Here is a 23902-nt window from a genome sequence, read left to right on the forward strand (position 1 = left end):
ACTCGCATCCGATCGGCGAGCGGGCTACTTGACCTCGACGCTCGTGGAGGCGGGACTCGTCGGGCGGGGAGACGGCTGCGGAGATGTCGTATCTGACGGCCGGGTCGTCGGCTTCGATGGCGAAGTGGACGGGCTCGATGGACTCGTCGGCTCGGTCGACGAATCGCTCGGGTCATCGCTCGGCGATGGCGACGTCGTCTCATCGGTGTCGGTCGGCTCCGTGGGCTCGGTCGTCTGCGACTCGAGGACGGTAGCGCGATCGTCGTCTTCGGACGTCGGATCCTCTTCCTGGCGCAAGTCGGCGATCCGATTGCGGAGCTCGGCGATCTTGGCGGCGTCACCGACCGGACCGAGCTCCAACTCGGCGCGCGCAATGTAGGTGCGCCCCATCTTCTCGTCGCCAGCTTCGTAGGCCGCCTTCGCGGAGTCGAGGTTGTCCTCGACGTTCACTCGGGCCTGCGTCTGCTTGGCTTGTTCGGAGAACACGACCTGCTTGACACTCCACAGGGGGTCGCCCGGTTCGGCACCCTCAGACAGCACCATCAGACCCGCGCCGAAGACGGCGAGGATCGCGGCGGCGCCCGACACGATGCGTAGACGGCGCGACATCGAACCGCGGCCGGTCTGCACAGCAATGGCCGCGTCGACCTGGCCAATCGTCGGCTCTGCGGGGATCGGAGCGCTGAGCGCATCGGTACGCCACGCGGTGATCATCGCGGCGAGCTGGTACTCCGTGTCATCGGAGACCGGCGTCGGACGTCCCGCCGCCAGATCATTGATGAACGCGTCGTCGTTGCCGACCGCGCCGAGATCGACGGGTTCACCGTCATGCCAGTCGTGCTGATCACGCTTGCGGTTCATCGACGCCCACCTCCCCCGGTGACGATCTTCTTGAGTTTCGTGAGTGCGCGGTGCTGTGCGACGCGGACCGCGCCCGGGCTCGAATCGACCATGTCGGCGGTCTCTTCGGCCGACAGGCCGACGACGAGACGCAACACCAGGATCTCGCGCTGCTTCTCCGGCAACTGTTCCAGGAGCTGACGCATCTGTCGGCCGGCATCGGCGTCCAGAGCGGACTGTTCGGGTCCGTTCGCGAAGTCGACGGTCTCGGGGATCTCATCGACCGGGTCGGCCTTGATCCGCGACGCCGAACGCATCGCGTCCGCCACTTTGTGTGAGGCGATGCCGTACACGAAAGCCATGAATGGCCGCCCCTGGTCCTGGTACCGGGGCAACGCCGTCATCACAGCCATCAACACCTCCTGAGCCACATCGTCGGCGGAGAACAGGTGCCGTTCACCGGCACCCATCCGTGCGCGGCAGTAACGCAGGACTGGTTCCCGCACACTTTCGAGCACTGAGCTGAGCGCTTCGCGGTCGCCGTCAGCGGCCGCGCGGACCGCCTGGCCCAACGCATCACCTGTCAGTTTCATCGTCAATCGAGTCTCGAAGTGTTACGGGTTGATAAAAATGGACGTCTCGGGTCACACCGGTGTCGGCTGGCGGACAATCCCTGAGATGCACCCGACCACTGTATCGATCCCCGGCGACCGCTCATGCCGCCGGAGTGACCGGCATGCCGCGCGCGGCCAGTCGGTCAGCCGAATTCGCAGCTCGCCGTGCGGCCGCCGCCGGATCGGGGCCGATCCCCGAGAGCATCGTCCCGGCCGCCCACTGCAACGGCAGCAAGCCCCAGGTGGTGCAGGTGTTCTCACAGTCGGCGGCGATGGACGCCGCCGTTCGGGCATCTCCGTTCGCTGCGACGACGGCTGCCGCGATGAGGTCGGTCTTGACGACATGCCTGGGCGACGGCGCGTCGGCGGCGAGCCGAAGCGCCCGTTCTCGTGGCGCGACGGCCCCGGGCGTGTCACCAGAGAAGAGTGCGAACTCTGTCTGAACCCAGGCGTGCCGAAGGCGGACCCGCCCATCGGTGATCCATGCCCCCGCGCGGCCCTCCCGTTCGGCTAGGAGATCTCCAGCGCGCGCCAACAATGCGCGGGACGCGCCGAAGTCGCCGACACCGAGTCCGTCCGCCGCGAGGCCAACCAGTCCGTCGATCCACGCCGCGAACGCCCACTCGTCGCCGACGTCACGTGCCACACCGGCCACCAGACGGCAGGCCCGCCCGTCGTCGATGCGCGCCACGCCGTGCCCGCCCGCCTGTCGGACGAGAGAGGCCCGCGTGGAGTGTGCGAGCGACGCCATCCTTGGATCGGTGGTCTCACATGCGAGCGTGGCGAGAGCCGACCGGGCGGCCGCTCCGTATCCGCTCGCACCGAGGTCGACTGCCGCGGCCCACGCGTCGATACCGTGCGGGGTCGACGCCGACGATTGCGGCCACCACGGGGCACTCGACCACAACGGGGAACTCATCGCGTCCATTTCCCGCCTTTCATGTTTGAACATCTAGGTCAGTTTGATTAACTTCACGTAACTGCAAGTGAGATTTCGATGATTTCGAGCCACTGATGGTTACCACCCATTTGCTTATCATTCATCTTGCGCACGCCTCCGGCTGCCCATTCTCCTGAACTCCGACCAGGACGCGAACCCCACACCGCCTGTGCGTCGCCGCCATTACAGGCCAGTTCAGAGGCCATTTCTCGGGCTCGCTCGCACGCACCGCAACGGCACGAAGGTCGTCGATAAACGGACGCCTCGATGACCCCCGCCGTTCACCGAATTCGACTCGGTACGAATGGAAAACCCTGCGAATCACTGTTTTGACTCACTTTTCATCGGCGTCCTACCGTGAGGACAGAGACCACAGAGGCGTCTTACCCGAGAAACAGGAGCACTACGTTGATCACCACGCTCGACCGACTCCCCGGACCCAACGCCGACTTCTGGGATTGGCAGATGCACGGCACCTGTCGAGGACTGGACTCGGCAGTCTTCTTCCACCCGGAAGGCGAACGCGGTCAGGCTCGCACCCAGCGTGAGCGTCAGGCCAAGCAGGTCTGCGCCGAGTGCCCGGTCCTCGCCCAGTGCCGATCACACGCACTGTCGGTCGACGAGCCCTACGGCATCTGGGGCGGGCTCACCGAGTCCGAGCGAAACCAGATCCGCCGACGGGCACCGCACGGCCGACTCGGCCGCGCCTCCTAACCCCGCCTGCCACCGACAGAACGACGCCCCGCCGGAAAATCCGGCGGGGCGTCGTTCGTCGTGAAGGTGTATCAGCCGACCACTGCGAGGATGTCGCGGGCCGAGAGGATCAGGTAGTCCTCGCCGGCGTACTTGATCTCGGTGCCGCCGTACTTGCTGTAGATGACGACGTCGCCCTCGGCGACGTCGACGGGGACGCGGTTGCCCTGCTCGTTGACGCGACCCGGTCCGACTGCCACGACCTTGCCCTCAGAGGGCTTCTCCTTGGCCGAGTCGGGGATGACCAGGCCTGAAGCAGTAGTGGTCTCTGCTTCCACGGTCTGGACAAGGATCTTGTCTTCAAGCGGCTTGATGTTCACGCTCGCCACGATGTCATTCCTTTTCGTTCGTGTATTGAATAACGTTCGCGGCCCTTGAAGGCGCACCACCACGTCGTCGCGGGTGCCGCGGCGGGAGCGCCAGAGCCAACTAGCACTCTACCCATGCGAGTGCCAGCTCTCAACACCAGACGGTATTTTCGATCACAGTTTGCTGATCTGTACCGACATACCGGGGTCGGTCGCGACGGTCAGCGGGGACGCCGGAGCGCCTCCACCGATCACGTGCGCGCCGAGGGTCGCGACCATCACACCGTTGTCGGTGCACAGTCGAGGCTGGGGAACACGCAGGTCGATGCCCGCGCGGGCGGTCCGATCCTGCGCCATCGAGCGGATGCGCGAATTGGCCGTCGCTCCCCCGCCGAGGACCAGCGTGCTTACATCACGTGACTGACACGCACGGATCGCTTTGACGGTCAACACATCCGCGACAGCCTCCTGGAACGACGCGGCGACGTCGGGGACCGACACTTCGCGCCCGTCCCGTACCTCGCCCTCCACGAAGCGTGCGACGGCGGTCTTGAGTCCGGAGAACGAGAAGTCGAACGGCGCGTCCCGCGGTCCAGTCATGCCGCGGGGGAACGCGATGGCCGACGGATCGCCGTTGCGGGCCGCCGCGTCGAGGGCGGGGCCGCCGGGATAGCCGAGGTCGAGGAGTCGGGCCACCTTGTCGAATGCTTCGCCCGCGGCGTCGTCGACAGTGGTCCCCATCTCGATGATCGGCTGCGACAATCGATCGATACCGAGCAAGTGGGTGTGCCCGCCCGAGACGAGCAGGGCCACCGACGGCGGCATCGGACCGTGTTCGAGCGTGTCGACGGCGACGTGGCCGCCCAGATGATTCACGGCATACAGCGGGACGTCCCACGCGAGCGCGTACGCCTTGGCTGCGGCCACACCGACCAGGAGCGCGCCCGCCAGGCCGGGCCCGATGGTGACGGCGATAGCGTCCGGCCGGTCGATGCCCGCCGCCTCCCGGGCGCGCGTCATGGTGGGAACCATCGCCTGCAGGTGTGCGCGCGACGCCACTTCGGGCACCACGCCGCCATACCGGGCGTGCTCGTCGACACTGGAGGCCACCTCGTCGGCCAGCAGCGTCGCCGTCTCGCCGTCCCAGTCGACGACGCCGACGCCGGTCTCATCACACGAGCTCTCGATGCCCATCACGATCACGGGTGTTCCTCCTTCGCGGACTCCCCCGCCGGACGCACCATCGTGTAGGCGTCTGCACCGGAGGGCTGATAGTAATTGCGCCGCGTCCCGGCGACGGTGAAGCCGTTGCGTTCGTACAGGGTGATCGCGGGCGCGTTGTCGGTACGAACTTCCAGGAACACGGCGGCATGCTCGCGGTCGGCGACGTCAAGCAACGCGTCAAGCAGTGCCCGCCCGTGTCCGAACCCCTGGTACGCAGGGTCGACGGCAATCGTGTGGACCTCGCATTCGCGGTCGTCGACGGGACCGAGCACGCTCACACCCGCATACCCGACGACTGTGCCGTCGGCGGCGCGCGCAGCGAAGTAGCGATTGTGGTCGGCCCGCAGTTCGGCGACGAAACCGGCGAGCGGCCACGGCGAGTCGCCCGCAAACAGTTGCGCTTCGAGTTCCGCGCAACGCGGCAGGTCGGCGGGGGTCAGCGCGTTGACCGGATTCCCCGGCGCCTCAGGCACCGTCGGTCACCGGCAGCAGCGACTTGCGCCGCTGATCCTTCAGTTCCACAGCGTCGGGTCGCCGCAGGTACAGCGGTTCGAGCGGCGGCGGGACCACCCCGGCCACGATCGCATCGAACGCCACCCTCGCGATCGCGGCAGGCGTCGGATGCGTCACGCCGACCTCCTCGGCGCGCCCCGCGGCGATCGGTTCGGTGAACGTCGGCGGGCCGACGACGGCATCAACCGGCCAGTCGGCAACCGTGTCAGCGACCGTCGCAGGTGAGGCGACATCAGGTCCGGCGGTCCGCTGCCCGCTGCGATACCGGGCCCAGTACACCTCACGACGACGGGCGTCGGTGACGACGAGTGCGGTCCGGTCGGCGGCCACCGCGGCGAGCGCATCGAGCGAACACACACCGTGAACAGGAAGGCCAAGCGCATCGCCGTACGCCGCCGCGGTCGCGAGCCCGACACGCAGCCCGGTGAACGGTCCGGGGCCCGCCCCGACAACAACAGCGTCTAGGTCGGTTCCGGCGACGTCTGCCTCGGCCAGCACCTCGCGGATGAGAGTCGTCAGGATCTCGGCGTGCCGTCGGTGGTCGTGGACAGCGCGTTCGGCGAGCGCCGTCGCGGCACCGGTCGCCGTCAAACGCACAATTCCGGTGACGACCGTCTCGGTTGCGGTGTCGATCGTGAGAACGGTCCACTCGCCGCTCATGTGCTCACCCACTCCCACACGGCGTGCCGTGTCTCGGATTCGTCGTCGCGCCGCAGTCGGACCAGCAGGTGTTCGTCGGTCAGTCGCTCGGCGACGCCCTCGCCCCATTCGACGACGACGACGCTGTCGGCGAGATCGGTGTCGAGGTCGAGCGCGTCGAGATCGTCGAGGGTCGCGTTGCCGTTCGCGTCGGCGAGTCGATACGCGTCGACGTGGATCAGGCCGGGGCGTCCGGCGACGCCCGGCGCGTGCTGGCGCGCGATGATGAACGTCGGCGACGACACTCGCCCGGTGACGCCGAGTCCCGCGCCGACACCGCGGGTGAACGCCGTCTTCCCCGCGCCCAACGGTCCATCCAGGATCACCAGGTCCCCTGCGCGCAGGTCGGCGGCGAGCTCGCGGCCGAGCCCTTCGGTGTCGACAGTGTCCGGCAGGTCCCGGTGCCCGCCCACACCTCGCTCAGTCATCGCTGGTCCGCCCGACTGGTTCGGCGTCCAAATGCTGTGCGGCCCCTTCCCGTCGAGCCCGTTCGCGTGCCGAAATGCGCGCGGGCCGCACCGGCCGTCCGAGAGCGAGCCGTGAGCGGGACACGAGGTCGTCGATGCCGTCGTCGACGAGGTCGGGCGCCTCAACCGGCAACATGTGTCCGCATCCCTCGCCGACGACGAGCCGGGAGTCCGCACCGAGTTCGGCGTACATGCGCAACGCGTTGGGCAGCGGCGTCAGCCGGTCGGCGTCGCCACACATGACGACGGTCGGCACCTGCGCCAGCACTGGAATCGTCGTCGACTCGTCATGGCTCTCCAACACCTTCAGGAAGTTCACCATGGTGCTGATGTGCGTGTTCTGGATCATCTTCTCCAGCGCGCGGCCTGCGGCGGGACTGTAGTAGCCGGGCCCGAAACTCGCGGCCACGAGCACGGGTTCCACCGCTCGACGGGTGATGCCGCGTCCGGCCTCGACAGCGCGCGGAACGTAACGGACCGAAACCCGGAGCGCGTCGACGAGTGGATTGTTCAACCCTTCGCCGAGCCCCGCTTCGGTGATGCCGCGCGCCGCAGTCGATACCAGGGCGACACCCGCGATACGGCCGCGGTGCCCGAACAGTCGCGGATTCCGGCGAGCGAGCGACATGATCGACATGCCGCCCATCGAATGTCCGACGAGCACAACGGGACCGGTCGGGGCCATGGTCCGGATGACGGCGTCGAGGTCGTCGCCGAGCTGCGCCATCGTCGAACTGGAGCGGGGTACGAGGTCACTCGCGCCGTGCCCGCGCTGGTCGTAGAACACCATTTTGATGCGCCGGTCGGCCCATCGTTGCGCCAGCCCGTACCGCTGGAAGTGCCACGATGCCATCCGCAGCGTGAAACCGTGCACGAAGATCACCGTCAGTTCCGGTGTCGACGTGCGACCCCACGACTGTCCACTCGGATCGGTATCTGGCCCGGTGATCACCGAACGGACCGCGAGCGCGACACCGTCGTCCGCTGTCACGGTCGACGCCTCGTCACGGTAGATCGCGGTGAAGTCGACGTCCCGGTGCGGATCGGTCCCGGTCGCCTTGCGTGCGCGGCGTCGCCGCACCACCCCGCCGGCGACCTCTTTACCGAGTGTGCCGGCCTGTCCGAGCCCCGATCGCCATGCGGTCCCGGCCCACCGACTTCGTCGTTCAGCCATCCGAATCCTCATCCCCCTGTTGGTGCCCCACTCCGCCGACGTACCGCCGCTCCGGTCGGGAACCGATACGCGCGACGATCTCATAGTTGATGGTTCCCAGTTCATCGGCCCAGTCCGTCGCGGTGGGCACCCGTGCGCCGGCCGCTGCGGACGCGGGCCCGAACAGCACTGCGCGATCGCCCTCTCGGACGCCTCCCCCGTCGGGCCCGAGGTCGACGACCAGCTGGTCCATGCAGATGCGGCCGACATTCGGGTACAGGCGATCGCCGATGTGGACCTGCAGCCGCCCGGACAGATTCCGCGGGACACCGTCGGCGTATCCGGCGGGGACCACGCCGATCACGGTGTCGGCGGACGCGTGCCAGGTGTGGTTGTAGGAGACGCCCTGCCCGGCGTCGGCCTTCTTGACCGTCGTGACCTGTGATTCGAGGGTCATCGCCGGTATCAGCCCGAAGTCGCCCATCGCCGGGATCGGCGAGTAGCCGTACATCGCGATACCCGGACGCACCAGGTCCCGCGAGAGATCGGGGCGAGTGAGCGCGGCAGGCGAATTGGACATGTGGACCACGGTGGGCGGCGCGCCGAGCCTGGTGAGGTCGGCGACGGCCGCGTCGAGCCGTTGCGCCTGTAGATCGTTGTGCGGATGATCGGGTTCGTCGCCGAACGCCAGATGGCACATGACGCCGTGGAGTTCGACGGCGTCCTCGGCGACGGCGCGCGCGAGGTCTGCCGCGGCCTGCTCCCATTCTTCGCGGGCGACGCCACTCCGGCCGAGTCCGGTGTCGACCTTGACTGAGACCACGGCGCGAGTGCCCGTGGCGCGCGCGGCGTCCACGACGGCCGCGAGCTGTCGCGGCGACGAGACTGCGATATCGATGCCGTCGGCGACGGCACCGGCGAAGTCGGCGTCGGGTCGATGCAGCCAGGCGGTGATGTGCGCATCGATGCCGCCGGCCCGCAATTCGCGGGCTTCGCGAATACTCGCGGTGCCGAGCGCGTGCGCGCCTGCGGCGAGAGCGGTGTGTGCGACCGGGAGCGCACCATGACCGTAGCCGTCGGCCTTCACCACGGCGATTACCCCGGCGCCGGAGCGTTCGCGGAGTACACCGACATTGTGCGCGATGGCGCCGAGGTCGATGGTGGCGATCAGATTTGCGGTGGTCATCACGTCCATTGTCGCAAACGCATCAGTTCCCGTAACGCGGGCGCGACCGCTGCGACGAGGTCGGAGGCTCCGATCGGCGCTCCCCCGCTCGCGCGTTCCGCCGCATGCGCGTGCAGCCGGGCAGCCATTGTTCCGGCTTCGCGCGGCGCGATTCCCGCGGCCAGGAGTGCGCCCGCGATACCGGAAAGAATGTCCCCGGAGCCCGCGGTGGCCGCCCACGACGAGCCCGCGTCGGTTCCCCACGCGGTGCCGTCGGGGTCGGCGACAAGCGTGAGATGCCCCTTGAGTAGCACGGTGACGCCCAGGTCAGCGGCCAGACACCGGACCGCAGCGAGTCGATTCTGTGCGAGGAGGTCGGCGGCGGCGCTGTCCACCGCAGCAGCGAGCCGGGAGAACTCGCCCGCATGCGGAGTCAGCAGGACGGGGCCGTGCCGGGAGCCGATCGCGGCGCGCAGGCCGGCGTCGCCAGCGAGCACTGTCAGCGCATCAGCATCGACGAGTACGGGTACGCGACCCTGATCCGGGTCGACGAGGACCCGGCGCAGCACGTCGGCAGAATCACTGTCGGTGCCGAATCCGGGGCCGATCACCCACGCCTGCACGCGTCCGGCGTCGTCGAGGTCGGTGACCGCCACCGTTTCGGGGCGGTGGGCGACGACCTGCGCCGCGGCGGACCCGACATAGCGGGTCATGCCCGAGGTCGCCGCGATCGCGGCGGTCGTCGCGAGGACCCCTGCGCCGGGATAGCGCGCCGAGCCGGCGATCACGCCGACGACACCTTGCGTGTACTTGTCGTCGGACGGGCCGGGCAGCGGCCACGCGCGGGCAACGTCGACGTCCGACGGCGACTCGACCTCAGGACGCTCGGGGGCCGGGATACCGATGTCGCGCACCGTGATCGACCCGCACGAGGGCGCCGCGAACAGGTGGGCTAGTCGGCGTAGAGAGAACGTGACGGTTACGTCGGCCCGCACCGATGGGTTGTGGACGGTTCCGGTGTCGGGGTCAACACCGGACGGCAGGTCGACGGCGACGATCGGGAGACCGGCCCGTGCGACGTCGGCCATGAGCGTCGCGGCGGGTTCACGCAACGGGCCGTGGCCGCCCAACCCGACGATCGCGTCGACAACCAGGTCGGCGCCGTCGAAAGGGTCGCGAGAGTCAGCCAGTCGGCCGCCGACCGCGTGGAAGTCGACGAGTCCGGCCGCATGCACGCGATCGGGAGCGGTCAGGACCGCTCGTACTCGGACGCCTCGGCTGCGGAGATGCCGGGCCGAGTAGAGGGCGTCACCGCCGTTGTCGCCCGCACCGACGACGAGCACCACGGTCCGGCCGTACACACCGTCGTAGCGACGACGGAGTTCGTCGACGACGGTCGCCGCGACTCCGTGCGCGGCCCGCGCCATCAGCACCCCGTCGGCCAACAGCGGCCCAGTCGCGCGTTCGGCGTCCCGAATCGACTGCGCGGCATGGAATCCGATCACCACGAGACTGTCCCCTCGGTTATTCGACGGTGACCGATTTAGCCAGGTTCCGCGGCTTGTCGACGTCGTATCCGCGCGACTGTGCGACGGTTGCGGCGAATACTTGGAGCGGGACCGTCGACACGAGCGGCTGCAGGAGCGTCGGCGTCGCCGGGATCGGAATCAGGTGGTCGGCGACGGCCGCGGCGGCTTCGTCGTCCGGTTCGGCGATCACGATGGTCGTCGCACCGCGCGCCTGGATCTCGCGGATGTTGCTGACCATCTTCGAGTGCAGCAGGGCGCGACCGGTCGGCGACGGCATCACGATGATCACCGGCAGGCCGTCCTCGATGAGCGCGATAGGGCCGTGCTTGAGTTCGCCCGCGGCGAAACCTTCGGCGTGGATGTACGCGAGTTCCTTGAGCTTCAACGCGCCTTCGAGCGCCACCGGGTAGCCGACGTGACGGCCGAGGAACAGGACGGTGTCGCTCGACGCGAACGACCGGGCCAGGTCGCGGACCGGATCCATCTGCTCCAGGACTGTCTGGACGGCTGCCGGGATCTGCTCGAGTTCGGTGAACTCGCGGACTACTTCGTCCTGGTACTTAGTGCCGAGCGCCTGCGCCAGCGCCAGACCCACCAGGTAGGCGGCGGCGATCTGCGCGAGGAAGCACTTGGTGGACGCGACGCCGATCTCCGGTCCGGCGTGCGTGTACAGGACCGCATCGGATTCGCGCGGGATCTGGGCACCGTTGGTGTTGCAGATCGCGAGGACGCGCGCCTTCTGGTCCTTGGCGTGGCGGACCGCTTCGAGAGTGTCCGCAGTCTCCCCGGACTGGCTGATCGCGACGACGAGCGTCGAACGGCCCAGCACCGGGTCCCGGTAGCGGAACTCGCTGGCCAGTTCGACTTCGACGGGTAGCCGCGTCCAGTGCTCGATCGCGTACTTTGCGATCAGTCCGGCGTGGTAGGCGGTACCGCAGGCGACGACGAACACCTTGTCGACATCGCGCAGGTCCTGGTCGGACAGTCGTTGCTCGTCGAGGACGATCCGGCCGTCCTGGAGGTGACCGGACAGCGTGCTCTCGAGAGCTTCCGGCTGTTCGGCGATCTCCTTGAGCATGAAGTAGTCGTAGCCGCCCTTTTCGGCGGCGGCGAGATCCCAGTCAATGTGGAACGGGGTACCACCGGTCGGGACGCCGTCGAAGTCGGTGATCGAGTAGCTGTCGGCGGTGATGACGACGACCTCGTCCTGGCCGAGTTCCACGGCATCGCGGGTGTGCTCGATGAACGCGGTCACATCGGATGCGACGAACATCTCGCCGTCGCCGACACCGACGACGAGCGGCGTCGACCGGCGGGCGGCCACGATGGTGCCGGGGTGGTCGGCGTGGGTGAATACGAGCGTGAACGCGCCTTCCAGACGACGCAAGGTCGCGTAGGCGCTCGCGACGAAGTCGCCTGCGTGCTCACCGGAGGTGTATTCGCGCTCCAGGAGGTGGACGGCGGTCTCGGTGTCGGTGTCCGACAAGAATTCGACGCCGGCGTTCTCGAGTTCGACGCGCAACGGCGAATAGTTCTCGATGATCCCGTTGTGGACGACGGCGAGCCTGCCGTCGGCACTCACGTGCGGGTGCGCGTTGCGGTCGGTCGGCTGACCGTGCGTCGCCCACCTCGTGTGTCCCATACCGGTGCTGCCGTGCAGCGTGTCGGCGCCGACCTCGGCGATCTGCTTGTCGAGGTTCTCCAGACGGCCGGCCTTCTTCTCGACGGCCAGTCCTCCATCACCATCGAGAATGGCGACTCCGGCGGAGTCATAACCCCGGTATTCCATCCGACGCAGAGCGTCGACGACGATGCCCAACGCGGGGCGCGCGCCCACGTATCCAACGATTCCGCACATGAGATAGAAGAGTACCGGCTATGCCTTAGGAGGCTTCGCTCCCAGCAGTTGTGACAGGTGGTCGAGCGCGGCGGGTTCCGTCTCGTCGACCGAGGTCGCGGTCGCCTCACCCATCGTCACCTCCGGGTCGGAGAACGCCGCGTACCGCTCGTCGCCTGCGAGCGTGTGCAGCAGGTATCCGGCGAGTTGCGCGCGGACCGGGCCGTGCGTGCCCTTGTCGGCGCCGTTGACGCCGATGAACGACTTGAGTCCCCGCTGTTCCAGGAGGCCGCGATTGTCGGCGGCGGCGATGGTGCGGAACACCACATCACCCCCGAGATTCTCGGCCAGGGCGAGCGCGTTTGCGGTCATCGAATCGATCTGCCCGCCTGCGGCCAGCACGAGCGCGGGCGCGGTGACCGTCGCTGCCGCTGGCAGCAGGTCGGCGGTGGTCGGCGACCCGAAGACCGCGGCGAGAGCCCGCAGTGCGATCGGCGGGCGACCAAGGAGAACCGCGTCCGACGCCGCGCGCACCGCTGCCGCGGCACCGAAACCGTGTCCGGCGACGCCGACACGGTGCGGGTCGACGGTGACCGTGCCGTCGCCGAGTTGGACGCTCTGCAGCACGGTGACGGCGGCCCGCAGGTCGGTGGCGAGGTCGATATCGGAAGCGAAGACACCGGTCTGTCCGTCGGGGACGGCGACGACGATGCCCCATGACGCGAGGTGGAAGACGAGGTCGCGGTAGCGCGGGCTGGAAGCGAGCCAGTCGTGGGCGAACGCGACGGCAGGCAGTTTGGTGCCGACGCGTGGCGCGAAGATCTGGCCACTCATCCCGACGATGCCGAGTTCGCCGCGGTCCACCTTGTGGGGTCCGCGTCGTGTGAGTTCTGCCATCAGTTTGTCGGGCGGCGGCGCCACCACTTTCTTCCCGAACACGGTTCCTACCCTAACCCGGCGAGGCGGTTCACTCGCGCACCCGCCGTCGGACCGCCGATTCGAGCAGCGGCGGCAGGAGCGCCGCGTCGTCAGCGGGGGTGACCGAGACGGGTCGTCGCGGTGGCGGCGTCTGCCTGCGGATGAGGTATCGGCGTTCGGCGTCGTCGAAGGCGGCGGCCGCCTCATCGCCGGTACGAACGATCCGGTCGATGGCACTCATCGTCTGCCCGCCAGGACGAGTTCGCCGCTGGAGGCCGCACTGCCGGTAGCGCCCAAGCCGGTGGCTGCCGTGCGGACGATGTCGGCCAGTGCCTGTGTGACGGTCCGTCCGACGGTGTCCGCGTATTCGATGCGTGCGATGAGTTCGCCGCGCACGTCGTCCCTGGTCACCGACCCGGCCGCGACACTCGCGCGCAGCGCGTCGACGTCGATCCCGCAGATCGTGGGTTCGCAGACTGTCGCCATGGCGTGGCGGTAGCGGCCGATGACGTCGGTGACGGTCGACGTCGCCGCGTCGAGCGCGGCCGACGTCGCGTCGATCTCGGCGACGACCGCGTCGACGTTCGTCGTCGCGGACGCCAAGGCGATGCCTGCCGCGTCGCCTCCGCTCCCCGACCAAAGGTCGCCGAACGAGACTTCGGTTGACACCGCCGTATCGTCGAGGCGGTGCGCGGTGGCCCGCAGCCGGGCGGCGTCCGCGGTGAGCGCGTCGACGTCGAATGCTTCCGCGTCACGGTGCGGCGCGCGTACGACGGTCTCGTCGTATGCGATCAGGCCCAGGTCGGCTCCGACGTGAAGGATCGCGATCAGGTCGTCGATCACGGCAGACTCCGCAGGCCGTGCGCCACGGCGGTGTCCGCGGCAGAGAGGGCAACGGCGTTCCGCCTGACGCGGCCTGCCGCGTCACCGACCCCGCCGGCCGCACGTTCCAGACGGTCCGCGAGATCGGTGAGTCGGGCGTCGAGGCCGGTCTCCCGTCCGTCGCGCCACCACGCCCCGAACCCGCCTGCGCGAAGCTCGGCGACGCAGTCGGCGGCATCGGACGCGAGCGTCGCATGCCGCGCCGTGTGATCGATCAACCCGTCAGTGTCGACGTGGACGTCCGTCATCTGCCTCATACCCTTTGGACGCAGCGGGACGCGTTTCGGTTCCCCGACACTCCGGCCGAGGCGAGGACGTCCTCAGACGGCTGCGACGACAGCCGCGACTCGGGCGGCTATGTCGCGTGCGTCCTCATGCGTTCCGGCCTCGACCATGACCCGGACCAGCTGCTCGGTTCCCGAGGGACGCAACAGGATTCGTCCGCACCCGTCGAGCTCGCGCTCGGCGATCGAGACTGCCTGCTGCACTGTCTCGGCGACGGCGACGGCATGCTTGTCGCTGACCGGGACGTTGATGAGCTCCTGCGGGAGCACGGTGACGACGCCCGCGAGGTCGGCGAGCCGCGTACCGGTTGCCGCGACACGAGCCGCCAATCGCAGACCGGTGAGCACACCGTCCCCGGTGGTGCCCGCGGCCGGAATCACGATGTGGCCGGACTGTTCACCGCCGAGCGCATACCCGCCCTTGCGGAGTTCTTCCAGGACGTAACGGTCGCCGACACCGGTCACCTTCACCTCGATGCCCGCGTCACGCATCGCAATGTGCAGACCGAGATTGCTCATGACGGTGGCGACCAACACGTCGTCGATGAGTTCACCGCGCTCATGCATGTCCAGGGCGAGGATCGCCATGATCATGTCGCCGTCGACCACTGCGCCCGTCGAGTCGACGGCGAGGCAGCGGTCGGCGTCGCCGTCGTGCGCGAGACCCAAGTCGGCGCCGTGTTCGAGGACAGCGGCCTGCAGGACGTCGAGGTGTGTCGAACCGCAGCCGTCGTTGATGTTCAAGCCGTCGGGCTGGCAGTGGATGGCGATGACCGTCGCACCCGCCGCCTCGTACGCGTTCGGGCCGACGGTCGACGCGGCACCGTTCGCGCCGTCGACGACGATCGTCAGACCGGACAGCGAGCCGTCGACGGACGCGGCGAGGTGACGCAAATAGCGTTCCTCGGCGTCCGGCGCGTCGTGGAGGCGGCCGACGCCTGCGCCCGTCGGACGCGGATTCGGTGCGTCCATGGCCGCTTCGATGGCGTCCTCGACGTGGTCGGCCAGCTTGTGCCCGCCCGCGGCGAAGAATTTGATGCCGTTGTCCGGCATCGGATTGTGTGACGCGGAAATCATCACGCCGAAGTCGGCGCCGTAATCCGCGGTCAGGAATGCGACAGCGGGGGTCGGCACCACGCCGACCCGGATCGCGTCCGCGCCGGCGACCGCGAGGCCCGCGCACAGCGCGGCCTCGAGCAGTTCACCGGAAGCTCGGGGGTCTCGACCGACCACGACACGCGGCCGGAGGCCTGCCGCGTCGTCTCGGGAGTTCGTGTGTGCACCGAGAACAGAAACGGCGGCCGAAGCCAGGCGCAACGCCAGCTCTGCAGTGAGCTGGGCGTTGGCCAGGCCTCGGACGCCGTCGGTGCCGAAAAGGCGTGCCACAGTAGCGAAGTCGATCAGCGCTTGCTGTACTGCGAAGCCTTGCGGGCCTTCTTCAAGCCGTACTTCTTACGCTCGACCGCACGTGCGTCACGCGTCAGGAAGCCAGCCTTCTTGAGGACCGCACGGTCCTCGGGGCTGATCTCGATGAGGCCGCGGGCGATAGCCAGACGCAGCGCGCCTGCCTGACCCGACGGTCCGCCCCCGACGAGGCGAGCGTGGATGTCGAACGAGTCGGTGCGCTCGACGAGCACCAGCGGAGCCTTGATGAGCTGCTGGTGGACCTTGTTGGGGAAGTAGTCCTCAAGGGTGCGACCGTTGAGGCGGAAGTCACCGGTGCCGGTGACGAGGCGGACGCGGACGACGGCCTCCTTGCGACGACCGACGGTCTGGATCGGGTGTTCCAGGACCACGGGGCCACGGCCCGATGCGCCCTCGACGGCAATTTCTTCGACCGATTCGCTCGTGTACGAGCCGTCCTCCAGGACGATCTCTTCTTCGGCGGCGACGACCTCGATGTTCTCGTTCTCGCTCACTGGGCAACCTGCTTGATCTCGAAGGGAACGGGCTGCTGAGCCGCGTGCGGGTGGTTCGGGCCTGCGTAGACCTTCAACTTCTGAGCGATCTGATCGCCCAGCTTGTTCTTCGGCAGCATGCCCTTGACAGCCTTCTCCACGAGACGGTCGGGACGGGTCGCGAGGACCTCACCGACGGTGCGGGACTTCAGGCCGCCCGGGTGACCCGAGTGGTGGTAGATGCGCTTGTCGTTCGCCTTGTTGCCGCTGATCGCGACCTTGTCGGCGTTGATGATGACGACGTAGTCGCCACCGTCGACGTGCGGGGCGTAGGTCGGCTTGTGCTTGCCGCGGAGCAGGTTCGCGCTCTGCACGGCGAGGCGGCCGAGCACCACATCGGTGGCGTCGATGACGTGCCACGTACGGGTCACGTCACCTGCCTTGGGGCTGTAAGTAGCCACAGTAGGTCCTCACTTGATGGTTCGTTGCTGGTCAGGCCGACATGCACGCTGATTCCCGGCGACCAGTGGGGACCCGGGGGCGTAAAACGCACGCTGCCAGCGATCCAGAGTACGGGGCGGCGGCAGTGCGGGTCAAAACGCGCGTCTACTCCGCCCGTCCCACCGGGACACGCAGGCCTACTCGGGCACGGAGAGGGAGAGGCGGACGGTCACCTCGTCGGCGACTTTCAACGCGCCCATCATCGTGGAGAACGGTTTGATCCCGAAGTCGGTGTGGCGCACGGTGGTCTCGCCTGCGACACGGCGGTCTGCGCCGCTACCCGACGGCGCCACGACCACGCTGTGCTCCCGTGAGCGCCCGGCGATGGTGAGGGTCCCGTCGACGCGGTACCCCGCACCGTCGGCGGCGACGCCGGTCGAGACGAAGATGATCTCGCCGAATTCGTCGGCCTTCAACGACTTAGTCGCGTTGCCGCGGGCCACACCACGCTCGGGTGCGCTCATCGGTGTGAGGCCGCCTTCTCCGGAGACCACCTCGAGCGAGGCCACGGCGACGCGAACCTGGACCTGCGACGGGGCGTCGACGTCGACGGTCGCCGACCAGTCGGTGAAACCGATCGTCAGACTGTGCCCGGTGCGGGCGGCTTTGCCTGCCACGCCGGTGTGCAGTGTGAGGTCTCCGGTGTCCGGGCCGAAAGTCGTGATGCTCATGCAACCCAGCCTACGGACCCCGTGACCTCACATTCCCCGGTGAGCGTCGACACCCGCTCCCGAGGCGATGGCGACACTCACCGGGGAATGTGAGGTCACGTCGGCCGCAGCGATGCGACGACGTCGGCGCATTCGGCGTCAACCGACTGCTCCCCACTTCCCCGCTGACACCCGACGCTCGTCTGAATCGACCGTTCGACGTCCACGTACCAGGCGATCGGCGGCCCGGATTCCGGACGTTCCCGATAGGAGATGACGCGCCGTCCGCCGAACACGGTGTCCGGCGCGAATTCGAGGACCGCGTCGTCGGCGCGCTGCGCGAGTCTGTTGGCCAGACTCTCCGCGACGCTCGCCCGCGTGGACCCGTCCCGCAGTGTTGTGACGACGACGAGGATCCGGCTGCCGTCATCGGAATCGGTGAACACCGCCCGCTGCCCGGACCCGTCGGCCGGCCGATCGTCAGATAGGTCCGACCGCTGCCAGCCGGCGGGCGCGTCCACCTGTACGGCCCCGATCCGCTGACCGGTCGTCGCCGACTCGCCGGGCGACGGACCGGGCTTGACCAGGAACCAGCCGAGGCCGAGGAGCGCGCACGCGGCGACGCCGACCGCGATCGGCGTCTTGGGGCGCGGCGACGGCACTGGCGGCGGCGGGATCGCCGCCGCGAGGCTCGCGCGCGGCGACGCTGCTCGTCCCCCGTGCCGAGTGAGGAGTGCCCGGTCGGCGCGGACCACGCCGCCGGACGGGGCCGTGATGGTCCGGATCGAGTCGTCGACCGACGCCGGATCGGGGCCGTCGATTACGGCTACGTCGGCGGCCGAGACGATCGCCGCCCACTCGGCGTCGTCGGGGACGTCGGGGGGCAGTGCCACGGCGACCCCGGTGATCGTCCAGTCGCCGTCCCGCATCTGCAGAAGGTGCGCCACCCAGTGACCGCCGGTCGACGGTACGGCGGCGGTCTCGATCACCGCGCAGCGCTGTACGGATGCGTCGGTGTGGCTCCGGGCGAGTGCGACCGCCCGCGGCACAGGCGTCGCGGTGACGCCGACCGCGGCGAGTCGTCGGGTGAGTTCGGCGATCCGTCGCCTGCCCCACGTCGACGGGTGCGTGACCTGCGCGGTTCCCGACGGCACGGCGATCGGGACGACGAGCCCAGGCTCGTCGATGTGCTCGAACATCTCGTCGACGCCCCGATGGTTCTCGCCGTACCCGAGGTCGAGGACGCCGCTCACCGGTCCGTCCCCTCGTCAGGGGCGAGAACCTGGACGGCTTCGGCGCGACGGCTCCGAGAGACGTATTCGCCCCGTCCTACGGCAAGCTTGTGCATCCGATGTCTGCCGACGATATATCCCTCATCCGGATCGCCCGCCATCAGGAACACATCGCACGAGAGGTCCCGCATGCGCGCGATGAACGGGTCGAACAGGGCACGCCCGATACCGCCCGACCGCCGCGCGAGGATCACCCGCAGGCCGATGTCACGGGCGTGGCCGAGGAGGTCCGCGATCGGCGCGAGCGGGTTTCCGGCCGGGCTCGTGACGAGGTCGTAGTCGTCGATCACCAGGTAAACATCGGGTCCGGTCCACCAATTATGGTCGGCGAGGTCGTCGGCGCTGGCGTCGTCGGCGGGGAGCCGTGCGGTGAGGAACTCGGCGAGCTGCGCCATCATGGGCGCCGCCGTCCGCGTCGACGTCGCGTATCCGGCGAGGTGGTCGCCAGTGACGGTGCCGAGCAGCGTCCGCCGGTAGTCGACGAGCACGACCTTCACATCGGTCGCCTGCCCCGACGCGACAAGCCCGCGCACCAGCACACGCAGGGTGTTGGTCTTTCCGGACTCGGCGTCGCCGAACACCAGCAGGTGTGCTTCGCGTGCGAAGTCGACGACGAACGGCGCGAGTTCGGCCTCCCCGAGCCCGATCGCGACCTGTCCGGGACCTGTCGGCAGTTCGTGGTCGGCGAAGTCAGCGGGCGTCAGTCGCGTCGTGAGGGTCCGAACGGCGGGTGCCCGCTGGGCGGGATACCGTGCGACGATCTCGTCGGCGAGGTCCGTCGTCGATCCGTCGACGGTCGGCGATGCGATCAGCAGGTGCAGTCCGTCGGCGGTGATGCCGCGGCCGGGTTTGTCGGCTGGCACGCTCGCGGCGCAGCGACGGTCCATCTCGGAGTCGAGGGCGTCGCCGAGTTTCAGTTCAATCCTGGTGCCGAGCAGGTCTTTCACGCTCGGTCGGATATCGGCCCAGCGCGCAGCGGCGACGAGTACGTGTATCCCGTATGCCAGGCCGCGGGCGACGAGGTCGGTCACCTGTTCTTCTAATTCTTCGAACTCGTTGCGTAGGACGCCGAACCCGTCGATCACCAGAAACACGTCGCCGTACCCGTCGGCGGGCCCGTCCGATGCGGACGCTTCTCTCGCGGTGAGGACACCGGTCACTTCGGCGACGGTGCGGCGCACCGCATCTGGCCGGTTGCGGGGTGCGACGCCGCCGACGTGCGGTAGCCCGGCGATCGCGGCGAGTGCTCCACCGCCGAAGTCGAGGCAGTACACGCTGACCTCGGCGGGTGCATGTCCGAGCGCCAGACCGGCGATCAACGTGCAGATGGCGGTCGACTTGCCCGATCGCGGCCCGCCGACGATCGCCGCGTGACCCGAAGCGCCGGATAGGTCGATGAGCAGCGGGTCGCGCCGTTGGTCGTATGGGCGGTCGACGATACCGAGGACCGTTCGGAGGCGGCCAGGCGAACCGCCGGTTTCGGCGACTACCGTGTCGAGGCCGATTTGGGGTTCCAGGGGCGGGAGCCACACCGGGTGCGGCCGCGACCCGTGGCCGTCGATCCGTCCGACGAGCGTTGCCAGCACGGTCGGCGCCATCGCGTCGGTCTCCCGCTCGGCCTGCTCGTCGTCGTCCGCGGGGAGCCGCACGACGGTGTCGGCGTTCCAGACGCGGACGACTCCCGCGGGGCCGCGTCCTTCCGTCGCCGCGTCTTCGGCAGGCGGGGTGTACGGCCCGGACACATACGAGGTCCGGAAGCGCACCGGCGTCGACGAGTCGCATTTGAGGTAGGCGGCGCCCGGCTCGCTCGGTAGGTGGTAGGCGTCGGGCACCCCGAGAACCGTGCGGGATTCGTTGGCGGAGAATGTCTTCAACCCGATCCGGTACGACAGGTGGCTGTCGAGTCCGCGCAGTCGTCCTTCCTCCAGTCGCTGCGAGGCGAGGAGTAGATGGATGTGCAGCGACCGGCCGAGTCGGCCGATCGCGACGAACAGTTCGGCGAAGTCCGGCTTCTGTGCGAGCAGTTCGGAGAACTCGTCCACGACGACGACGAGCGCGGGCAGCGGAGCCAGCTCGGCGCCCGCGGTACGGGCCCGCTCGTAGTCGGTGACATTCGCGAAGTTGCCTGCCGCACGTAGCAGTTCTTGCCGACGGTGCAGTTCGCCGGAGAGGGCGTCGGCCATCCGGTCGACCATCTCCAACTCGTGTTCGAGGTTCGTGATGACGGCCGCGACGTGATTCGACGACTCAAGTCCGAGGAACGTCGCGCCGCCCTTGAAGTCGACCAGGACGAGATTGAGTTCGTCGGGCGAATGGGTCGCCATCAAGCCGAGCACGAGGGTCCTAAGCAGTTCGGACTTACCCGACCCGGTCGCTCCGACGCACAGCCCGTGCGGCCCCATCCCGCCGTGCGCGCTCTCTTTGAGATCGAGGTCGATGGGAGTCCCGTCGGTCGTGTAGCCGATCGGCACGCGCAGTCGTTGTGCGCCGCGTCGACCACGCCAGGCGAGCGACGGATCGAACCGGCCGGCGTCGGGGACGCCGAGAAGGCCGGGCAGCCCCGGATCGGGGGCAGTGGTGGGAATGTCGAGGTCGGCGAGCGCACCGAACGACGCTGGTCGATACCGCGCCAGTCGCCGTGCGATGGTTTCGGCGGTTGCGAGCCCGCACGCGTCGGCGACGGCGAACTCCTCTACTCCGGCAGCGGTTCTCGCCGACAGTCGGTCGCCGTCGACGATCAACGACAGTCCGCGGCGGGCGGCCAGCGAGTCGGCGGTCTCGCCGAGTTCGAGGACGGTGACACCGTCGAGGCCCGCGCCGAGCATCAGTTCCTCGTCGCCGGTCATCGCTCCGTCGCCGACGATCACGAGCAGGTGGCGTAGTCCCGGCGACGGGTCGGTTCGCGAGAAGCGGCCTCGGTCGGCGAGGTGGTCGGCCAGATCGGCTTCGAACCCGGCGAGCGAGCGGTAGATCATCCGTGTCGGACCGAGCCCGTCCATGCGATCGGGATGCCCGACGTGCGGCAACCATTTGATCCAGTCCCATTGCGGGGCAATCGGGTCAGCCACGACAGCGGCGACTCCCAGATGGTCTGGTCCGTGTTGGACGGCGAGCAGGCAGACCATCGACCGCAGGAGGGCGTGGACGTCGTCGTGCGGTCCGGACACGCTGACAGCGGGGAATCCTCGTAGGGCGAGCGCGGTGGCCAGGCCGGGCACCGCCGACCGGGCTTGCACGAATCTGCGCAATGCGACCGCCGACACGGGTTCGACGTTCTCCACCGGCGCGGTCTCCGGCGGCGTCAAGTCACCCGCGAGGCGGTGGGCGCCGAGACCGATCCGGACGTCGCCGAAGTCGTCGTCGGACGGGCGCCGCTCCCACATGCGCGCGGTTCCGATCAATGATGGGAGCGCGCGCGGGTCGGGGTGGTCGCGGTCGGCGTCGGCGCGTTGGACGGCGGCAGCTTCGTCGGCGGTATCGCGCAGCGTAGCCAGATGCCGGAGATAGTCCTTGCGGTCTTCGTTGACTTCGGCGGCCCGTGCAGGGCCGCCTCGCCCGCCGGAGGCCACCATCCCGACCATCGACATCACCATCATCAGCGGAAACATGAGGAACAGCGGGTTCGCGAACGCCGTTCGCCCACCGGTCACGGCCATCATCGAGATCATCCCGATCACCGCAATGACCATCACGGCGGGCATCAGCCGGAGCAGCATGTTCTGCGGGACCGCCCGCGCCAGTTCGGGCGGCGACGCCAACGACAGGTCGCCGGGCGGCGGCGCGGTCCGTGGCTGCCGAGGCCGACGCCGATGGCCGATCGTCGGCGTCCAGCCCGCCGAGTTCGCGACCGAAAAACTCTCAGTGTTCATGATTCCCCCGAATCCCCCACACAGATCGCGTCGAAGTGGTTATCTCGACGCCATCGTCGCCTCGCAGCGATGCACTGGTTGTACACCGAACCTCGGGGGAGGGTTTGCGAAATGACCGTTGTGACTGAATCAGTTCGGATCTCGGTGATCGGGGGGCGCACGCAAGTCGACGTGGCCGCACCGGCCGACGTACCGCTGGCCGCACTGCTGCCGGATGTGCTCGCGCTGTTGCACGTCGACGGGGCAGGCAACTGTTGGACGCTGGCCCGCGTGGGCGGACCACCGCTGCCGACGACCGCGACCCTGCAGGGCGTCGACGTGCACGACGGCGACCTCCTCGTGGTGACCGACGACCCGCCGGAGACGCCCGGCGCGATGGTCGACGACGTGGCGGCGGGCGTCGCAGCGTTGACGCGCGAGTCCCGCAGCGAGTGGACGGCCGACTCAGCACGGTGGGCGGCGTACGCGACAGTGCTGCTGGCGGCCGTCGTCTCGGCGGGGGCTGCGGTCGTCGCGGTCTGCGCGGGCGACACCGCGACTCCCCTGCTGTTCACTCCGATCGCGGCCGCCGTGTCGATGGCCGCGGCGGTGACCGGCCACCGGCTCGGCTCGGATCCTCGGTTATGCGCGACCCTGTCCGTCACCGCGTGCGTGTTCGGCGCGGCCGCCGGAGTCGCGGCGGGTGGCGGTGGACTGCCCGCACAGATCGCTCTCGCCGGAGTGGTCGCCGGGACGCTCGCGGTGCTCGGCCATCGCGGGACCGGGACCGCCGCGGCACTGCACACCGCGATCGCGACAGTCGGACTCGGTGCTGCACTGACCGGCGGACTCGCATCAGTGTGGTCGGCTCCACCGCTGTCGATCGCGGCGACGTCCGCCGCGATCGGCGTCATGCTGCTGCCGTCAGCGAGTCGGATCTCGATCGCGCTCGCCGGTCTCCCGCTGCCGCCCGTGCCGGTGGCCGCGCCGCCGACCGGCGACCCGACTGTCCGACGGTCGGTGGTCGACGGCGTCGACGCACTCGGGCCGATTCCAGCCGATCCGCTCGGCGCCCTCGCCGACCTCGCTCTCGGCGACCTCGCTGCGCTGTCCCGGCGGACCGCGGCGGCATCGTCGTACCTGACCGGGATCCTGGCGGGTGCCGGAGTCTGGATCGTCGTCGCGGTGACCGTGACCGCCGCCGTCGGATCGCCCGACACTGTCGTCCTCGTGTATTGCGCGGCCGCCGCAGCGTCGCTACTGGTCCGCGGACGCGTGCACGCCGATCGAATCCAGTCGACGACCCTGATTCTGAGCGGCGCGTGCGCCGTGGCCGGGATCATCGTCGCCGCGGTGTATGTCGGCGCGCTACACGTCGGCTCGGGATCGGCGACAGCGGTCGCCGCGATGTGTGCGGCGGCTGCACTTGGCGCGGCGGGGCTTCTCGTCGGGACGGTGGCGGCCGGACGCGACTTCTCGCCGCTGCAGGTGCGGGCAGTGGAGCTCCTCCAGCTCGGCACCCTCGTCATCGTGGTGCCGCTGCTGTTGTGGGTACTCGACGCGTACCGACTCGTCCGCGAGTGGTGA

Annotated in this window: 24 protein-coding genes; 2 read left to right on the top strand and 22 right to left on the bottom strand. The window is 68.9% G+C overall.

Translation table 11 applies throughout. From position 1 onward, the window contains the following. Nucleotides 1–24: 24 nt before the first annotated feature. The 3 genes from MP11Mi_RS01830 to MP11Mi_RS01840 form a co-directional block, all read right to left on the bottom strand. Entirely contained in the window at nucleotides 25–861 is an 837-nt protein-coding gene (locus MP11Mi_RS01830) for an anti-sigma-D factor RsdA (RefSeq protein ID WP_420040624.1), read from the bottom strand. Beyond that, nucleotides 858–1433, bottom strand: coding sequence for a sigma-70 family RNA polymerase sigma factor (locus MP11Mi_RS01835; protein WP_420040625.1), 576 nt, complete (start codon nucleotides 1431–1433; stop codon nucleotides 858–860). Before MP11Mi_RS01835 ends, MP11Mi_RS01830 begins: the two co-directional genes overlap by 4 nt. Before the next feature lie 121 nt (nucleotides 1434–1554). Then, nucleotides 1555–2373, bottom strand: a complete 819-nt coding sequence (locus tag MP11Mi_RS01840) for a hypothetical protein (RefSeq protein ID WP_420040626.1) — start codon at nucleotides 2371–2373, stop codon at nucleotides 1555–1557. A gap of 486 nt (nucleotides 2374–2859) precedes the next feature. Between MP11Mi_RS01840 and MP11Mi_RS01845 the strand changes: the two genes are divergently transcribed. Then, the gene (locus tag MP11Mi_RS01845; protein ID WP_420041980.1) at nucleotides 2860–3108 is read left to right on the top strand and encodes a WhiB family transcriptional regulator; all 249 of its coding nucleotides are present in this window, start codon (nucleotides 2860–2862) and stop codon (nucleotides 3106–3108) included. A 71-nt stretch (nucleotides 3109–3179) separates the two neighbouring features. On the opposite strand, the gene groES is transcribed toward MP11Mi_RS01845, so the two are convergent. From groES to eccCa, 19 genes are all read right to left on the bottom strand, one after another. Then, nucleotides 3180–3476: a co-chaperone GroES gene (groES, locus tag MP11Mi_RS01850; protein WP_237002402.1), complete on the bottom strand. Its 297-nt coding sequence runs from the start codon at nucleotides 3474–3476 to the stop codon at nucleotides 3180–3182. Between the two features lie 153 nt (nucleotides 3477–3629). Next, nucleotides 3630–4658 (bottom strand): tRNA (adenosine(37)-N6)-threonylcarbamoyltransferase complex transferase subunit TsaD, encoded by a 1029-nt coding sequence (gene tsaD, locus MP11Mi_RS01855; RefSeq protein WP_420040627.1) that lies wholly within the window; start codon nucleotides 4656–4658, stop codon nucleotides 3630–3632. Beyond that, complete coding sequence (rimI, locus tag MP11Mi_RS01860; RefSeq protein ID WP_420040628.1) at nucleotides 4655–5152, bottom strand: ribosomal protein S18-alanine N-acetyltransferase; 498 nt, start codon at nucleotides 5150–5152, stop codon at nucleotides 4655–4657. The genes tsaD and rimI overlap by 4 nt, the downstream gene beginning before the upstream one ends. After that, the gene (gene tsaB / locus MP11Mi_RS01865; protein ID WP_420040629.1) at nucleotides 5145–5852 is read right to left on the bottom strand and encodes a tRNA (adenosine(37)-N6)-threonylcarbamoyltransferase complex dimerization subunit type 1 TsaB; all 708 of its coding nucleotides are present in this window, start codon (nucleotides 5850–5852) and stop codon (nucleotides 5145–5147) included. Before tsaB ends, rimI begins: the two co-directional genes overlap by 8 nt. Further along, nucleotides 5849–6319 carry a tRNA (adenosine(37)-N6)-threonylcarbamoyltransferase complex ATPase subunit type 1 TsaE gene (gene tsaE, locus MP11Mi_RS01870; RefSeq protein ID WP_420040630.1) on the bottom strand — a complete coding sequence of 157 codons (471 nt, stop codon included), beginning with the start codon at nucleotides 6317–6319 and terminating at the stop codon, nucleotides 5849–5851. Before tsaE ends, tsaB begins: the two co-directional genes overlap by 4 nt. Then, nucleotides 6312–7532, bottom strand: a complete 1221-nt coding sequence (locus tag MP11Mi_RS01875) for an alpha/beta fold hydrolase (RefSeq protein WP_420040631.1) — start codon at nucleotides 7530–7532, stop codon at nucleotides 6312–6314. The genes tsaE and MP11Mi_RS01875 overlap by 8 nt, the downstream gene beginning before the upstream one ends. Then, nucleotides 7525–8697, bottom strand: coding sequence for an alanine racemase (alr, locus tag MP11Mi_RS01880; protein ID WP_420040632.1), 1173 nt, complete (start codon nucleotides 8695–8697; stop codon nucleotides 7525–7527). Before alr ends, MP11Mi_RS01875 begins: the two co-directional genes overlap by 8 nt. Then, nucleotides 8697–10184 carry an NAD(P)H-hydrate epimerase gene (locus MP11Mi_RS01885; protein ID WP_420712827.1) on the bottom strand — a complete coding sequence of 496 codons (1488 nt, stop codon included), beginning with the start codon at nucleotides 10182–10184 and terminating at the stop codon, nucleotides 8697–8699. The genes alr and MP11Mi_RS01885 overlap by 1 nt, the downstream gene beginning before the upstream one ends. A gap of 16 nt (nucleotides 10185–10200) precedes the next feature. Continuing rightward, nucleotides 10201–12063, bottom strand: coding sequence for a glutamine--fructose-6-phosphate transaminase (isomerizing) (gene glmS / locus MP11Mi_RS01890; RefSeq protein ID WP_420040634.1), 1863 nt, complete (start codon nucleotides 12061–12063; stop codon nucleotides 10201–10203). An 18-nt stretch (nucleotides 12064–12081) separates the two neighbouring features. Continuing rightward, a complete protein-coding gene (locus tag MP11Mi_RS01895) occupies nucleotides 12082–12981 on the bottom strand; it encodes a dienelactone hydrolase family protein (protein WP_420040635.1) in 900 nt (299 codons plus the stop codon). A gap of 28 nt (nucleotides 12982–13009) precedes the next feature. Then, nucleotides 13010–13201 carry a hypothetical protein gene (locus tag MP11Mi_RS01900; RefSeq protein WP_420040636.1) on the bottom strand — a complete coding sequence of 64 codons (192 nt, stop codon included), beginning with the start codon at nucleotides 13199–13201 and terminating at the stop codon, nucleotides 13010–13012. Next, nucleotides 13198–13803: a hypothetical protein gene (locus MP11Mi_RS01905; RefSeq protein WP_420040637.1), complete on the bottom strand. Its 606-nt coding sequence runs from the start codon at nucleotides 13801–13803 to the stop codon at nucleotides 13198–13200. The genes MP11Mi_RS01900 and MP11Mi_RS01905 overlap by 4 nt, the downstream gene beginning before the upstream one ends. Next, nucleotides 13800–14090, bottom strand: a complete 291-nt coding sequence (locus tag MP11Mi_RS01910) for a hypothetical protein (RefSeq protein ID WP_420040638.1) — start codon at nucleotides 14088–14090, stop codon at nucleotides 13800–13802. Before MP11Mi_RS01910 ends, MP11Mi_RS01905 begins: the two co-directional genes overlap by 4 nt. 72 nt (nucleotides 14091–14162) lie before the next feature. Continuing rightward, nucleotides 14163–15512 (bottom strand): phosphoglucosamine mutase, encoded by a 1350-nt coding sequence (gene glmM, locus MP11Mi_RS01915; protein WP_420040639.1) that lies wholly within the window; start codon nucleotides 15510–15512, stop codon nucleotides 14163–14165. A gap of 14 nt (nucleotides 15513–15526) precedes the next feature. After that, entirely contained in the window at nucleotides 15527–15994 is a 468-nt protein-coding gene (gene rpsI / locus MP11Mi_RS01920) for a 30S ribosomal protein S9 (RefSeq protein ID WP_420712858.1), read from the bottom strand. A 47-nt stretch (nucleotides 15995–16041) separates the two neighbouring features. Further along, nucleotides 16042–16485, bottom strand: a complete 444-nt coding sequence (rplM, locus tag MP11Mi_RS01925) for a 50S ribosomal protein L13 (protein WP_237002390.1) — start codon at nucleotides 16483–16485, stop codon at nucleotides 16042–16044. Nucleotides 16486–16662: 177 nt separating this feature from the next. After that, nucleotides 16663–17196 carry a YceI family protein gene (locus MP11Mi_RS01930; protein ID WP_420040641.1) on the bottom strand — a complete coding sequence of 178 codons (534 nt, stop codon included), beginning with the start codon at nucleotides 17194–17196 and terminating at the stop codon, nucleotides 16663–16665. A 95-nt stretch (nucleotides 17197–17291) separates the two neighbouring features. Then, nucleotides 17292–18428 carry a type VII secretion-associated protein gene (locus MP11Mi_RS01935; protein WP_420040642.1) on the bottom strand — a complete coding sequence of 379 codons (1137 nt, stop codon included), beginning with the start codon at nucleotides 18426–18428 and terminating at the stop codon, nucleotides 17292–17294. Continuing rightward, nucleotides 18425–22336 (bottom strand): type VII secretion protein EccCa, encoded by a 3912-nt coding sequence (eccCa, locus tag MP11Mi_RS01940; protein ID WP_420040643.1) that lies wholly within the window; start codon nucleotides 22334–22336, stop codon nucleotides 18425–18427. The genes MP11Mi_RS01935 and eccCa overlap by 4 nt, the downstream gene beginning before the upstream one ends. Nucleotides 22337–22447: 111 nt before the next feature. On the opposite strand from eccCa, the gene eccD reads away from it, so the two are divergent. Beyond that, nucleotides 22448–23902, top strand: a complete 1455-nt coding sequence (gene eccD / locus MP11Mi_RS01945; RefSeq protein WP_420040644.1) for a type VII secretion integral membrane protein EccD — start codon at nucleotides 22448–22450, stop codon at nucleotides 23900–23902.

This window comes from Gordonia abscondita (assembly GCF_032711245.1).
Taxonomy (GTDB): Bacteria; Actinomycetota; Actinomycetes; order Mycobacteriales; family Mycobacteriaceae; genus Gordonia.